Origin of the sequence: Sphingobacterium sp. HSC-15S19 (assembly GCF_050433745.1) — a bacterium.
Classification (GTDB): domain Bacteria; phylum Bacteroidota; class Bacteroidia; order Sphingobacteriales; family Sphingobacteriaceae; genus Sphingobacterium; species Sphingobacterium siyangense.
The window spans coordinates 1-15,698 of record NZ_JBNPWQ010000023.1; the positions used below are offsets into that span (position 1 = coordinate 1).

The window sequence follows — 15,698 nt, forward strand, 5'->3', positions numbered from 1 at the left end:
CAGATTGAAAAATAGGGGTCAATATCGAAATGATGAAAAAAGCTATGCTTGTACCACAGAAATCCAATCCTAAAATTTATTTAGGACACATATGACATTTTGTTTTTACTTTAATTATAACTTCTATACTGCAAATTTCGGTATTGCAACCAAGCTTTCCATTATACTTTTCTTTATTAGTTTTATGATATTTACTGATTGTACAAGACATAAAAAAAAGAGGATGTAATACCCTCTTTTTTTTAGAAAAATACTTATTAAATTATGCTGCCATCATTTCTTCACAAGCTTGAGCACATTTTCTACAAGCTTCGGCACATTCTCTACAATGCTCCATTCCCATAGCAACATGTTTTTCACATTCTTCAGCACAAGCGTTGCAAATTTCCATACAAAGTTTGCAAATGTCTTTACTAAATTTACCGTCAAGACTTAGAATATTGGCTGCTGCCTGACAAATTGCAACACATTCTAAATTGAGTTGAATACATTTTTTTAGATGAGCTACTTCTTTCTCATTTAAGCAAGCAATAGCACACTGGTTACAGATCGCCACACAGTCAAGGCAGGCTTCTATACACGATTGGAATTTTGTCTGTATCATATCTATATATTTTTGTGAATACTAAATTTAAAACAAAATAAAGTCATTTTAGTTCTTTTTAAGTTAACTTTAATAAACTTCAATGGTATTTTTATAGGTTCTACATCAACATTCCTTTAATATATTCAACTGCAAATACTGTTCCTTAATAAAAATAGCCTCTTTCAATTTGTCATATCGGCTGGGTAATTGTTCTGAAATTTGATAGTAATTTTTGAGTATGATATTTTTTCTAATATATATTGTTCTCAACAAACTTATCTCAGACACCAGATTTTTCCTATCATTCTTATTTTTTATACTTAATCCAATCAGTTCATAAATCTTATCAAGTTCCTCTGCTATTACTAATTCCAATACCGTATTAATCCCACCAAAGAAACTAAAAAACTTACTTTTAGAAATGTTGGCAACTGAGGTAATATCAGATATTTTTACGTCTTGTATGTTCTTTTTCATCAGAACTGTCCTTATATTTCCAATAGCTTGGTATACAAGGCTAGCATTTCTTCTATCAATATTCGTCATATGAAAAATTCCTCCATTTATTTTGACCATACACAAATCTAGTTGTCTGCAAGGTAGCAAAAGTGCAATTTGACTATTAACAATTGTAATTTTTACGGATTTTGGGCAAATAAAAAGCGGTAGTTCCTTTTCAGAAACCACCGCTTTAGCAAACGCAATAAAGCTACTCGACCTTATTATTTTTTCAACTTGTCCGCAGGCGGATTATAATCAGGTAAAGAGGTTACCCTTACCGTATCTACCCCAGTAATATCCCAGGTAATAGGAATCATCGTCATATACTCGCATTTAGGACACATATCACCTTCAGAGCCTACCATTTCTTTATGTCCGGGACAACCGGTAATCAAGTGTCCGTGTGCATCGATCAATTCACCTTTTTCATTTCTGTCTTTGCCCGCAATTTTATCGACAGACTTCTCAACTTGTTGTTCTGTAGCATGGTTATGTCCATCGCCTTCTGCGTGTGCGTGTCCATCTTTTCCTGCTTTTGTATCACCTCCACAAGCAGTAAAGAAAATGGCTAAAGAGGCTAAAGCCGATATCATTAATTTGTTCATTTTCATTTTATTTATTTTTTAAAGATTAAAGCTTATTTAAGTACTATTGAATGATTCTTAAGTTTAATGCTGATGGTCATGTGCTGAAGGAACAGCTTTTACATTACATAATATTGAATTATCATGTTGATGTTGGGGTGTCTCTAATTGAATAGTTACGTGATTAATACCTAAATGTTCCAATTCATGTTCTATTTTCCGAAGAAGTGTCTCACTTTGACCTATTGTCATTTGTTCATCTACCACAGCGTGACAAGTAAGCGCATTTAACCCACTTGTAATTGTCCAAATATGCAAATCGTGAATAGCTTGGACACCCTCGGTTTTTAAGATTTCTTCTGTTACCTTCTCAATTTCGATATTATCGGGTGTCCCTTCCATCAATACATGAACAGATGATTTGGTAACCAGATATCCACTTCTTAAAACCAAGACAGAGACGATAATACTTGCTAAAGGATCTGCCCAACCCCATCCGAAAAACATAATAAGTAAGGCTGCGATAATTGCCCCTACAGATCCTAGCATATCACTGATGACATGCAGATAGGCACCACGCATATTGAGGTTTTCTTTTACATCCGCTCCACGCATCATTATCCAGGCCACTAAGATATTAACCAGTAATCCTATAAATGCTACAATCAACATTCCGCTAGACTGGATTTCTGGCGGACTCTGAAAACGTTCAACAGCCTCATAGATAATATATCCAGAAATCAATATTAGTGTTGCACCGTTGATAACGGCTGCCAATATTTCAAAGCGTTTATATCCATAGGTTTTAGCATAATCGGCTATTTTGCTACTGAATTTAAAAGCCATTAATGCAATGAATAGTGAAATGGCATCACTTAACATGTGTCCAGCATCCGCTAATAAAGCAAGACTATTTGTCAAAAATCCTCCCACAACTTCTACAGCCATATAAGCTGTAATAATCACCAAACTAATGGTTAGTGTCTTTTTGTTTGCGCTATGCGAGTGATTATGCTCTTGTCCCATAATTTTATAATTATTGTTTTGCTGCTGCAAATATCAGCAGCAAAACGTGTTAAACTATTTCGATATTTTTTGTTTGATTTGTAAGATTTACTTCTTCCACTTCAAACGCAAACTGTTACTAACCACACTTACACTACTTAAAGCCATCGCAGCTCCTGCAATCATCGGATTCAATAAGAAACCATTAATTGGATACAATATACCTGCTGCAATTGGAATGCCTATAAGGTTGTAAATAAAGGCCCAGAACAAGTTTTGTTTGATGGTAGCTACTGTTTGTTTAGACAATCTGATCGCTTGTGGAATCTTAGTCAAATCGGAAGAGATGATGGTCATTTTTGCTACGTCCATCGCAATATCCGAACCTTTACCCATTGCGATACTTACATCGGCTGTTGCCAAAGCGGTACTATCGTTGATACCGTCACCGACCATTGCAACTACTTTGCCTTGGGCCTGTAGTTCTTTTACAAATTCTGCTTTCTGATGTGGTAATACTTCAGCTTTGTAATGACCAATTCCAGTTTGCTCGGCAATAGCTTTTGCTGTGGCTTCATTGTCGCCAGTAAGCATATACAGATCAATACCCATATCTTGCAATTCTTTGATTGCAGCTACTGAAGTTTCTTTGATTTTATCAGAGATAGCCACTACAGAAAGTGCTTCTTTACTATTGGCAAACCAAATTACCGTTTTTGATTCTTTACCCCATTCATCAGCTTGAGATTGTAACTGAGCAGGAATACTAATGTTATTTTCAAACAATAACTTTTTGTTTCCAACATAGTAAGTTTCGTTATTGTAGTCGGCTTTTGCACCTTTACCTGTAATACTGTCAAATCCACTCAAACTTACGGTTGATATACCTTCTAAGTTTTTCACCACCGCTTCTGCCAATGGATGTTCTGATTGTTTTTCGATACTCAACAAAATATTTTTAGTCGTATCATCATTGTTCAACCACGTAATACCGGTTACTTCTGGCTTACCTTCGGTAATGGTTCCTGTTTTATCTAAAATGATAGCTTGCACTTTTTTAGCCAATTCCAAACTTTCAGCATCTTTAATTAAAATACCACTCTCAGCCCCTTTACCTACTCCCACCATAATAGCTGTTGGTGTAGCTAAACCTAAAGCACAAGGACAAGCAATAACCAATACTGTAACAGCTGCTAACAGACCTTGTACCACACCATTGTCACCGCCTAAAATTAACCATAGAATAAAGGTAAAAATAGCGATACCAATAACCACGGGAACAAAAATACCTGCAATTTTATCAACCAGTTTTTGCACTGGTGCTTTACTACCTTGTGCATCTTGCACCATTCTGATGATTTGTGCCAACATAGTTTCTTTACCCACTTTCACGGCTTCAAATTGGAAGCTTCCTTTTTGATTGATGGTTCCGGCAAATACTTTTTCTTTCTCTTTTTTCAATACAGGAACGGGTTCGCCACTCAACATACTTTCATCCACATAAGAATTACCAGATATCACCATTCCGTCCACTGCGATTTTCTCACCTGGCTTTACTAAAATAATATCGCCAGCATTTACATCTTCAATAGCCGTTTGTTTTTCTGTCCCATCTTTTTGAATGACGATAACGGTTTTAGGCTGTAATCCCATCAATTTTTTGATAGCAGTCGAAGTATTTCCTTTTGCTTTTTCTTCCAATAATTTACCTAAAAGAATGAAGGCTATAATAACCGCTGCGGCTTCAAAATACACGTGGGGGTGAATGCCTCTTGCCATCCAGAAATCCATAAACACCATATTGAAAACACTGAACAGATAGGCGATACCGGTGCTCAACGCTACTAAAGTATCCATATTGGCAGATTTATTTTTGGTTTGCTTCCAGGCATTGATAAAGAAATCACGACCAATCCATAACACTACCGGAGTAGAAAATACCAACATAATTTCATTGGCATAAGGCATATCCATAAAGAACATTCCTATAACAACTACAGGTAATGATAGAATGATCGCCCAGGTGGTTTTATTTTTTAACTGTTTGAATTTCTTTTCGTGGATGGCTTCTAAAGTTTCCTGTTGTTTAGACTCATCTTCAATCAACAAGTCATAGCCTCCAGCTTGAACAGCTTTTCGAATAGCATTGGCATCTGTCATATTTGGAAAATATTCAACAGATAGATTACCAGTAGCAAAGTTTACAGATGAATTAACCACGCCTGGCACATAACGCACCACACTTTCTGCACTACCTGCACATGAAGCACAAGTCATCCCCAAAACCGGAAAACTAGCTTTTACTGTTGGTACACCATAACCTAAATCTCTTATGGCATTTACAGCATCAGCGACTACTTCTTCATCCTTAACCGTAATAGCCGCTCTGTGATTATTTATTTCTACTTTGTGACTTTCAACTCCCTTTACTTGTGCAAGTCCTTTTTCTACGATTAATGCACAATGTTCGCTTTCTACATCCTCTAGAGGTATGTAAATTATTTCTTTATTTGTTGCCATATTTCGATTGCTTTATTTTACAATACAAAATTGACAATAAATTGATAGATATTTATTGTGAAATTATGGGTTTGATTTGTAAGATTTACTTAAACCTCATCTAAAGGCTTACGTTTGTCTTCTCGAATTTGTTTAAAATGGCTAGGTGTAAGACCTGTTACCTTCTTGAACTGATTACTTAGATAAGCCACACTTGAATAGTTCATGCGATCGGCAATTTCACTTAATGATAACTCATCATAAACTAAAAGTTCTTTTACTTTTTCTACTTTTTGAGCTATAAAATATTTTTCAATAGTTGTACCCTCAATATCAGAAAACAAATTAGAAAGATAATTGTAATCATTATGTAATGCATCACTTAAAACATCGGAAAGATTTGTTTTTACGTCATTGTCCTGATGATGCACTAATTCAATAATTACGTTTTTTATCTTCTCAATCATGCGACTTTTCTTGTCATCAATGACCTGAAAACCTAAGGGATCTAACGCACTTTCTATTGCTTCTCGTTCTTTTGTAGTCAGATCTTTCACGAGAGAAACTTCTCCCAATTTTATATTACTAGCCTCTAAACCGAGCTTATCGAGTTCGTTCTGAACAACGAGAATACAGCGGTTGCAGACCATATTTTTTATAAACAATGTCCCCATATATCACAAAGTCAGTTTTTAATTTACATAAATACACAAATACAAATTTATGATTAATAATTTAGTATTTATCGTTTATGGGTGGTTAAGTGATAAACCGCCGATGAAAAACGATTAAAATCTTTCCCATTGTAGGGACACATTGGTTATTAAATTACTATTTATTGGTAAAATTTGTGTGATACCGATATTGATAGTAAAATCTTCCTTTATGAGAAAGTCAATAAACAATATTGTTAGCGAAATTCAGGAGCAAGAACGGAAACTCTCAGTCACGTGCTCGGGACTAATTGAAGAAGCTTTTCAAATGACGGTCTTTCTTCAGGAGCTATTGGTTTCGGCAAAAGAATATGTGTTAAGTTCGGGATTTGAGAACGAGGCAAAAGAGATTGAATTCTTTAAAATGACTAAGCCCCAAATCCTCGGAAAGCTAATTTACTATAATAAACTGTACCGGATAGAAACCTCGTGCCCGGTCAATAATGGAAAAATCTACCGCAACTATTTCTCGAAACATTTAACAGAGCTGAAGATTGAGTTCAGGGAACATATCTGCAATTCCCACTTTTACCGATACTACCGTTCAGGCAGAATAGATAAAGATCAAGAATATTTTAAACGGGGGCAGATAAATTACCTCGAAGGGCTTAATAGTTATGTGTTTGAAATCGACCCGCTTTTCTCAACCTATTACGATTACAAATTAGCTCGTATTCTCTCCAACGACCTGTTATATGCCTACCTCTTAACCAAAATCAGTCCCGAAGAAAACTCTGATACATTTTTCAGCAGCACCAGCGAAATTAAAGAGCTATCTTGGACGGACAGCAAGAATGCTTTGATTGAGCTAACGTATGCCCTATACGCATCTGGTGCTATTTCGGACGGTAAGTTAGGCATCCGGAAGCTCACTGCTATTTCACAAGTGTTGTTTCGAATACCACTGACCGATGTGCATCACGCATTCCACCGGATGAAAACCCGTGCAGGTTCTCGAACCTTGTTTTTAGATCAGTTGAAACAGGCATTGGAAGAATATATGGATAAAGACTTATAAACACTCCAATCAATAAAGAGTTTGAAAGCGATACGCATCCCGTATTGCTTTTTTGTGTTTGCATCTGCCCATATATGCCAACTGGCATAAGGGCTTGTTTTACCATGGCTCAAATCGGAAAATCTAACGAAAGCCTTATTTAATAAGGCTTTCCGTCAAATTGTAAAATTTTCAAAAAACCGCTAAACCAATTGGCAAGGCTTGGCAGACAAACACTGCCACCTTTCTCAATTTTGCATTGTAAACATTAAAGAGCAATGCGATGAAAATTATAACTATTGAAGCAGCAGCAGGGATACAGCTTAATAACTGGATAAATACTATTGCTGATTATCTACAAAGGCTGAATGATACAAGCTATGATGACTTATGGCAAAAGGCAGAAAGCTGAAAACAGACAAAAAAATAAATCCTTAAAAACATGTGCTATGAATATTGATAGAATGGAATTTATATCGTGGATGGAACGCATCATGGACAGATTTGATATGTTGGGCGACAATATTAACGATTTAAAAAAGAAACGAAATACCATTGATGGAGAGGAACTACTCGACAATCAGGATATTTTGCAAATGCTGAAAGTCAGTAATCGTTCTCTGCAACGTTATCGCTCTATTGGGAAGCTCCCATATTACACGATTAGCGGGAAATTGTATTATAAATTATCAGATGTACATCAGTTTATCAGAGAGAGCTTTAATAAATAGAACAGAACGCCAATGAAAGCCAAACATTTCCATTGACTGCCACTTTAGGCTAAGCAGGAAGCACTTCCTTTACTTTCGGCATAAAAACTTTAAAATTTTCAGATTATGAGCGAAGAAACAAAGAAACAGGAAACCTCCGAGCAATCTGTTCAGAACGTACCAGAACAACTGTCGGACATACTGTTAATATTGGATAAGGAAAAAATGAAAATCCAAGCCGTAAAGAGCATTGACGAAAACGGCAAAATGGAAACCGTTGACCCTACCAAAAAGAACCAATCTGATTTTATGCGTGTGGACAAACACGGCGATTTCGTTTCCAATTTCCTATCCAATTTTTGGAGACAGCTAAAAGATCCTACCAATTTCACATTCTTTAAAGTGCCGGCAGGAGAAGCTGTAGAAAAGGCAAAAAAATTTCAAAAGCAGGTAGATAACCCTACACCGGAGGGTAAAAAAGAAATGGAAAAACACGAGGTGAAAAATGAACCCGAAAAAGAACAAAAACAAGAAAATAAAAATGATATGGCAACAACACACACAACACCAGAAACAAACGAATACCGTTTCAAGCCGGAACAGATTGATTGGGAAACAATGAACAATCTCGGATTAAGCAAGGAATACCTTGAAAAAAAGAACCTCCTTGAACCATTATTGAAAGGTTACAAGACTAATGAGCTTGTACCTATTAGTATTAATCTTGGCGGTGCAGTAGTACGCACAGATGCCCGTTTATCGTTACAGCCTACACCAGATGGAAGTATCGTGGCGGCAGTACATGGTATCAGACGTGAACCCAACCTAAACTTTGAGTTCTTTGGACACAAGTTTAACGAAGAAGACAAAAAGAACTTGCTCGATACGGGTAATATGGGGCGTGTGGTAGATTTGAAAAATCCCAAAACAGAAGAAATGATGCCGTCCATTATCAGTGTGGACAGGCTTACCAATGAGCTGATTGCTTTAAAAACAGAATTTATCAAAATCCCTGATGAATTAAAGGGGATAAAACTGAACGATGTGCAAAAGCAAACCTTAATGGAGGGGAAACCTCTGTTTATCGAGGGAATGATTTCTACAAAGGGAACCACCTTTGATGCAAATGTTCAGTATAATGCTGACAAAAGATTTGTTGAGTTTTTGTTTGACAGAAACAACAATAACCAGCAATCCCAAAATAAGCAACAAAGTAATAAGCAAACCAGTCAACAAAAGCAATCGCACGAAGCTCCGAGAACTTTCAGAGGTAAGGAACTGACTGATGAGCAGTACAACAAATTCAAAGACGGACAAACCGTATATATTGAGTTGAAAGACAAAAAGGACCAGCCCTACCAGGGTTACATCACTTTCAATAAACAAGATGGAAAAACCAATTTTGAGTTCCCAAATCAATATAAGGAACGTGTAAAACCTACCGAAGCTCACAAAACACAAACTGCGGTTAATTCTGAAGGAAAAACCAACGAAGCAACCAAAAATGTGAAAGAACCTTTGCAAAAAGAACAGCAAAAACCGAAGAATGAAAAGCAACAGGAGCAACAGGAAAAACCGAAAGCTCCAGCAAAATCAAAAGGTAAAAAAGTGAGTTAATTATGAAAACAGTTATCGCAGAAAAACCAAGCGTAGCAAGAGAAATAGCCAGCCTGTTGGGAGCATCTGATAAAAAAGACGGCTACTTAACGGGTAATGGCTATTTTATTACGTGGGCATTCGGTCATTTAATTGGCTTAGGAATGCCCGAAGATTACGGGATTTCGGGGTTTGATAAGACTTCATTGCCTATCCTCCCGAACCCGTTCATATTGACCGTTAGAAAGGTCAAAAAAGACAAGGGCTACCAAGCCGATACGGGAGCATTAAAGCAACTGAAAATCATCAAAGAATTGTTCAACAAAAGCGACAGCATTATCGTTGCTACCGATGCAGGACGTGAGGGCGAGTTGATTTTTAGGTATATTTACGAGCATCTAAAATGCTGTAAACCCTTTGAGCGACTTTGGATTAGTTCACTTACCGAAAAGGCAATCAAGCAAGGCTTTGATAGCTTGAAAGACGGCAAAGAATTTGACGGATTGTATCAGGCTGCGCAAGGCAGAAGCCGGGCCGATTGGTTGGTGGGCATCAATGCTACACAAGCATTGAGTATTTCGGCAGGCAATGGTATTTATTCGTTAGGTAGGGTGCAAACGCCTACATTGGCTCTTATTTGTAAACGCTATTTGGAAAACAAAAATTTCTCTATTAAGAAGTATAGGCAAATTCAGCTATCACACAACAAAGAAAATGTTGATTTCAAAAGCCTTTCCAAAACCAAATGGGAAAACCAAAAACTTGCCGATGATACATTGAAAGCCATTCAGCGAAGCGATACGGCAACAATTACATCGGTAGAAACCAAAAGCGTTACAGAGCAACCGCCTTTGTTGTTTGACCTTACAGGACTGCAAAAGGAAGCTAATAAAAAGCTCAACCTTTCTGCCGAAGAAACCCTGAATATTGCCCAAAGCCTTTACGAAAAGAAGTTTATCACTTACCCACGCACCGGAAGTAAATATATCCCTGAAGATATGTGGGCTGAAATTCCCAACCTTGTAAGAGCATTGCAGAATAATGAGCAATTTAAACAAGCGGTATCAAAAGTAAAATGGGGTCGGTTTAATAAGCGTATCGTAAACGATTTACGTGTGACAGACCACCACGGTTTACTTATTACCGACAAAATTCCGTCTGCTCTCAAAACGGACGAAACGAAAGTTTATAATATGATTGCCTTTCGACTGCTCGAAGCCATATCACAACCTTGTATCAAAGAAGTAACAGATATAGCGTTGCAAGTATCGCATTACGATTTTACGTTGAAAGGCTGTAAAGTTTTGGAAGCAGGTTGGCGTTTGATAAAGGGAACTTTCTCGGACGAAGACACTGAACCAATTCAGGACTTACCCGATTTAAAAAAAGGTGACGAACTGAACATTAAGGAAGCCATTTGTTTAGAAAAGAAAACCAAACCGCCTGTGCTTTATACAGAAGCCGGGCTATTGTCGGCAATGGAAAATGCAGGAAAGGAAATTGAAAACGAGGACGAACGGAAAGCCCTGCAAAATATCGGTATTGGCACGCCTGCTACAAGGGCAGCGATAATCGAAACGCTGTTTACCCGCAACTATATCCAACGAGAAAAGAAATCCCTGATACCCACTGAAAAAGGATTGCAGGTATATGAACTAGTAAAAGACCGCAAAATTGCAGATGTGGCAATGACCGCTGAATGGGAACTTGCCTTGCAGAAAATAGAAAACAATGAAGCTGATGTCGGAGCATTTCAAACAGAAATGGAAAAATATGCAATATCTATTACCGATGAACTATTGCAAACTTCCATTGCTCAAAACAACCTGCCTAAACTGAATTGCCCGAAATGTAAAAGCCAGCAACTCATCATCCGGGATAAAATTGTAAAGTGTCCTGATGAAGTTTGTAATTGGATACAGTTCCGTAATGTGTGTGGCGTACAAATCAGGATAGCCGATATTGAAAGTCTTATCAATAAAGGTAAAACTTCACTTATTAAAGGAATGAAAAGCAAGGCAGGAAAGAAGTTCGATGCCTTTATCATATTGGATGAAGAATACAAAACCTCTTTTGAATTTGAAAAAAACAAAAGTTACAAAAAGTAATGGAAAACAAACCTACCATTAGCACAATGGAAATCAAGAGCCTGATTTATTCCTTACGTGGAAAGCAAGTAATGCTAGATAGCGACCTCGCTTCCTTACACCAAGTGGAAACAAAGAACCTCAACAAAGCGGTAAAAAGAAATATGAAAGGTTTCCTATTTCATTTTGCTTTCAATTGACAGATGAAGAATTTGAAAACTTGAGGTTCCAATTTGGAACCTCAAGTTTAAACTATGGTGGAAGACGTTATCTACCTTATGCTTTTACCGAACAAGGTATTGCAATGGCATCTGCTATACTTCGTTCACATATTGCTATTAAAGTGAGCGTTGAAATTATGGAAGCTTTCGTAGAAATGAGAAGAATGCTAATCAGTAACGCCTCTTTATTTCATCGTTTGGATAAGATTGAATTGAAGCAATTACAAGCCGATCAAAAATTTGAGAAAATCTTTAAGGCTTTGGAAAACGACAAGCTCCACAGCGAAAAAGGTATCTTTTACAACGGACAGGTTTTTGATGCCGATGCTTTTGTTTCTGATATTATCCGTAGTGCTGGAAATTCCATTATCCTGCTTGATAATTATGTGGATGATACGGTGCTGACCTTATTGAGTAAGCGCAATACAAATGTAGCCTCCACCATACATACCAAATCTATCAGCAATCAATTACGGCTGGATTTACAACGGTACAACATCCAATATCCTCCCATTATTGAGATTGAGATTTTCTCCGATGCTCACGACCGATTTTTGATTATTGACGATACGGAACTTTACCATATCGGGGCATCACTCAAAGACCTGGGCAAAAAATGGTTTGCCTTTTCACGAATGGATATTGAAGTTTGCAGGATGCTTCAAATATTGAATAAACAATAAAAACCTCTCGTTTCTATAAAGAGTTTGTTTATACCATTCTCAAATTTCAATTGAATGATTTTCTAAATTCTAAAGGAGATTGGTTAGTCTTACTTTTGAATATTCTATTAAAAGATTGAGAATGCTCAAAACCTAATCCATATGCAATTTCACTAACCGTCAAATCTGTTGTTGAAAGTTTTTCTTTAGCTTTTAAAATCAGTTTATCGTGAATGTGTTGCTGCGTGGTCTGTCCTGTCAATATTTTAAGTAAGCCACTTAAATAGTTTGGCGACACGTTTAATTTATCCGATACATATTGAACTGTAGGAAGTCCTCTTGAAGCCAGATCGTTGTCGTTAAAGTAATCGTTTAATAATTTATCCAGTCTGTCCAGAATTTGATGATTAGTGATTTTTCTTGTCAGAAACTGCCGCTCATAAAACCGTTCGGCATAATTGAGCAACGTTTCTATTTGTGAAATAATAATATGTTGGCTGAACTTATCCATATTCGTGTGATACTCCTGCTGAATACCCAGAATAATATTCTTCAATAGTAATTCTTCCTTTTCCGATAGGAATAATGCCTCGTGTACATCATAACCAAAGAACTCGTATTTTAAGATCTTATCAGCGAGGCTCGTATGCCATAAAAAGTCAGGGTGAACAAGCAATATCCACCCTGAAAAATCGGGCGTTGCCTCTTTATCTATTTCAAAACTAAATAACTGCTTCGGTGCAGAAAAATACATAATCCCCTCATCAAAGTCATATTCCTGTTGCCCATATATTGCCTTAGAATACGAAGACCGTTTGAGCGATATGGAATAAAAATCGAGCATCCATCTATAATCACATACGTTGCCTATATGTCGAATGTCGGCACAATTAATCACACTGATAAGAGGGTGCTGTGGCTTGGGCAACTCCCTGACCTTATGGTATTCGCTAATGGTTTTTATTCGATATGTAGGCTTATTTTGCACAGTATAAAGATATTTATTTTTTATTGAAGACGGTTGCAAATTCGCCTGCAAAATCGGTCAATTTTACTTTACCCAATGATTGCGGTTTGTACAAATTGTAATCTTCGTAGGCATCCGTTCTTCGGCTGGCGTTCATTTCTGTATAACCTTTGGCAACCTGTGGATTGAAACCAATAGCCAACAGAGCATTTAAAAATTGTTCATCAGAAACCATCTGCCATTTCAGATCGGGTTTTCCAATTGCCTCGCCCAGCACTTGAGCCACTTTGTTTGGAGAAACTTCATCGCTGGCAATATAACGAATTGTCCTGCCGTTAAATGGTTTTTCCATCTCTTCTACAATGGCACTGGCAATATCTAAAGGCGAAACCCAAGGTTCTTTTTTATCGCCACCATAATTTTGGATAATTGCCCCCTGTGATTTGATAGCAGGTATAAATGCAAACATGTTATAGTAAAAGCCAACAGGTCGCATTTCTTTCAGGGAAACCGATTCCGGTAATTCTTTTAAAATCTGCTCTACCTCATAATGAATTCGGAGCATTCCGTTTCCGTGATCTGTATGTGCACCGATACTGCTCAAATGCACCACTTTGGTTACACCTGCCAATAGAATAGCCTGTACGTAAATATTAGCTATCCTTATCCTGTGTGCGTAAACATCGATAGTTTTATTGAAATAATTTGCGGGCGGTTCCATCAGATAAACGATGTTTGCACCTGTAAAAGTTTTCACAAGAAAACCTACGTCTTCAAGCGAGCCAACAGCAGGAACTGCCCCAATAGCTTCGATCTCATTTTGTCTGCCGACATTACTGCTGATAACCGTTACGGAATGTCCTTTTGCTACCAACCCTTCTGCAAGTGGTTTTCCGATATGCCCTAAAGAACCTGTCAATACAATTTTCATATTTTAAAATTTAATTATTGACAAAGTTCAGTGGTTTAAAAATCCGGGATGTAACCAAATCTATCTTTGTTGTAACCGAAAAAATAAGTATAAAATTTCTCTATATCAACGACCGTTTTTAAATTATTGACAAGACAGAGCTTTACCACATCGGGTCATCACTCAAAGACCTCGGCAAAAAATGGTTTGCCTCTTCCCGAATGGATATTGAAGTCGGCAGGATGCTTCAAATATTGGGTAGTCAGTAAGTGTGTTAGCAATTTAAGTGGATTTAATATTTTTATCCTTTACAAATTGTTTATTTATGATTTCCATTGAGTTCAGTTAAGCGTTTTCCTTGGTGATTTGAAAATCTGCGGTTCTTTGGTTCGCCAATCATTTGTTTACCGTAAATACTAGTGTGGCCTGACAAGAGATACGAAATTACACAAGCGATAGCTACATATACACCACATTCAACACCAAATAGTTCAATTGCCATAATAATACAAGCTAATGGTGTATTGGTTGCTCCTGCAAATACAGCAACAAATCCCATTCCTGCCAAAAGTCCTGTTGGTAACGGAATGAATAAACTTATAGTATTTCCCAAAGTTGCTCCGATAAAGAATAACGGCGTTATTTCGCCGCCTTTGAAACCTGCCGAAAGTGTGATAATAGTAAAAGCCATTTTCAACGCAAAATCATATGCAGGTAATTGTTGGTCAAACGAGTGAACAATAGTTGGAATACCTAACCCAATGTATTTTGTTGTGCCGATTGCCCAAACCGCAAAAGCCACAATCACTCCGCCAACTAAGGGACGAAAAGGAGCAAATTCAATTTTTGATTTAAAAATCGCACTTGTTTTATGAATGACCTTGCTAAATGTTGCGGAACATAACCCAAAAATAATCCCTGCAATAATTGCATATATAATATTTAGAAATGAAATGTTGGGTACAAAATTGATGTGATAATGTGTGTGATGTGTCTGCCAAAGTTTGGTAACTAAATCGGCAATAATTCCTGCGGCAAATGCAGGAAAAATAGCATCATATTTCAGTCGTCCGATTAGAAAAACTTCCAAACCAAAGACTGCACCTGCTAATGGTGTTCCGAATACGGAGCCGAAACCTGCGGAAATAGCCGAAATAATTAAAATTTTTCGTTCGCTCTCTGTCAATCGAAAAGGTTTGACAAATTGGTCGGCAATAGCACCCGCCATTTGTAAAGCCGTCCCCTCACGTCCTGCCGAGCCGCCAAAAAAATGCGTAGCAATAGTTCCGATATACACATACGGAGCCATTCGGAACGAGATAATTTCTTTTGGATTGTGAATGGTGTCAATAAGCAAATTATTTCCTGCTTCAATGTCTTTGCCCAAATAGTAATAGAGCAAACCGATGAAAAAACCACCAATTGGCAATAATGCAATTAACCATAAATGATTTTCACGATAATTTGTAACCCAGTCCAATGATTGCAGAAAACCTGCTGAAGCACTACCAACACAAAGTCCGATAAGCAAACATAAAAATGTCCATTTAAGGATGTAGGAAATTGAAGGATACTTTCTGAAAAATACTTTCGTAGATAAATTGATTTTTTGACCGAATGACTTTTTGTTATTTATTGACATAACCAACCCGATTAAAAT

The 15,698-nt window shown here is 37.1% G+C and carries 14 protein-coding genes and 1 pseudogene; 6 read left to right on the forward strand and 9 right to left on the reverse strand.

Features of this window, described 5'->3' with window-relative positions; all coding sequences use genetic code 11:
* Positions 1-262 precede the first annotated feature (262 nt).
* From L1283_RS18150 to L1283_RS18175, 6 genes are all read right to left on the reverse strand, one after another.
* Positions 263-604, reverse strand: a complete 342-nt coding sequence (locus L1283_RS18150) for a four-helix bundle copper-binding protein (RefSeq protein ID WP_038330913.1) — start codon at positions 602-604, stop codon at positions 263-265.
* Positions 605-709: 105 nt separating this feature from the next.
* The gene (locus L1283_RS18155) at positions 710-1,273 is read right to left on the reverse strand and encodes a hypothetical protein (protein ID WP_152606065.1); all 564 of its coding nucleotides are present in this window, start codon (positions 1,271-1,273) and stop codon (positions 710-712) included.
* A 35-nt stretch (positions 1,274-1,308) separates the two neighbouring features.
* The gene (locus L1283_RS18160; protein ID WP_260031553.1) at positions 1,309-1,692 is read right to left on the reverse strand and encodes a hypothetical protein; all 384 of its coding nucleotides are present in this window, start codon (positions 1,690-1,692) and stop codon (positions 1,309-1,311) included.
* Between the two features lie 63 nt (positions 1,693-1,755).
* Positions 1,756-2,697, reverse strand: coding sequence for a cation diffusion facilitator family transporter (locus L1283_RS18165; protein WP_038330906.1), 942 nt, complete (start codon positions 2,695-2,697; stop codon positions 1,756-1,758).
* Between the two features lie 87 nt (positions 2,698-2,784).
* Positions 2,785-5,196, reverse strand: coding sequence for a heavy metal translocating P-type ATPase (locus L1283_RS18170; RefSeq protein ID WP_038330904.1), 2,412 nt, complete (start codon positions 5,194-5,196; stop codon positions 2,785-2,787).
* A gap of 89 nt (positions 5,197-5,285) precedes the next feature.
* Complete coding sequence (locus L1283_RS18175; RefSeq protein WP_038330902.1) at positions 5,286-5,849, reverse strand: helix-turn-helix domain-containing protein; 564 nt, start codon at positions 5,847-5,849, stop codon at positions 5,286-5,288.
* A 211-nt stretch (positions 5,850-6,060) separates the two neighbouring features.
* Between L1283_RS18175 and L1283_RS18180 the strand changes: the two genes are divergently transcribed.
* From L1283_RS18180 to L1283_RS18205, 6 genes and pseudogenes are all read left to right on the forward strand, one after another.
* Positions 6,061-6,906 carry an RteC domain-containing protein gene (locus tag L1283_RS18180; RefSeq protein WP_038330900.1) on the forward strand — a complete coding sequence of 282 codons (846 nt, stop codon included), beginning with the start codon at positions 6,061-6,063 and terminating at the stop codon, positions 6,904-6,906.
* 262 nt (positions 6,907-7,168) lie between these two features.
* Positions 7,169-7,297 (forward strand): hypothetical protein, encoded by a 129-nt coding sequence (locus L1283_RS18185; protein ID WP_257213780.1) that lies wholly within the window; start codon positions 7,169-7,171, stop codon positions 7,295-7,297.
* Between the two features lie 37 nt (positions 7,298-7,334).
* Positions 7,335-7,616 (forward strand): helix-turn-helix domain-containing protein, encoded by a 282-nt coding sequence (locus L1283_RS18190; protein ID WP_038331140.1) that lies wholly within the window; start codon positions 7,335-7,337, stop codon positions 7,614-7,616.
* 105 nt (positions 7,617-7,721) lie between these two features.
* Positions 7,722-9,212, forward strand: a complete 1,491-nt coding sequence (locus L1283_RS18195) for a DUF3945 domain-containing protein (protein WP_038330898.1) — start codon at positions 7,722-7,724, stop codon at positions 9,210-9,212.
* Between the two features lie 2 nt (positions 9,213-9,214).
* Entirely contained in the window at positions 9,215-11,299 is a 2,085-nt protein-coding gene (locus L1283_RS18200) for a type IA DNA topoisomerase (RefSeq protein ID WP_038330896.1), read from the forward strand.
* Between the two features lie 71 nt (positions 11,300-11,370).
* A pseudogene (locus tag L1283_RS18205) lies at positions 11,371-12,182 on the forward strand (ORF6N domain-containing protein).
* 46 nt (positions 12,183-12,228) lie between these two features.
* Here L1283_RS18205 and L1283_RS18210 read toward each other — a convergent pair.
* The 3 genes from L1283_RS18210 to L1283_RS18220 form a co-directional block, all read right to left on the reverse strand.
* A complete protein-coding gene (locus L1283_RS18210; RefSeq protein ID WP_038331139.1) occupies positions 12,229-13,149 on the reverse strand; it encodes a helix-turn-helix domain-containing protein in 921 nt (306 codons plus the stop codon).
* A 13-nt stretch (positions 13,150-13,162) separates the two neighbouring features.
* Positions 13,163-14,059, reverse strand: a complete 897-nt coding sequence (locus L1283_RS18215; protein WP_038330895.1) for an NmrA family NAD(P)-binding protein — start codon at positions 14,057-14,059, stop codon at positions 13,163-13,165.
* A 298-nt stretch (positions 14,060-14,357) separates the two neighbouring features.
* Complete coding sequence (locus tag L1283_RS18220; RefSeq protein WP_084106827.1) at positions 14,358-15,680, reverse strand: voltage-gated chloride channel family protein; 1,323 nt, start codon at positions 15,678-15,680, stop codon at positions 14,358-14,360.
* Between the last annotated feature and the right edge of the window lie 18 nt (positions 15,681-15,698).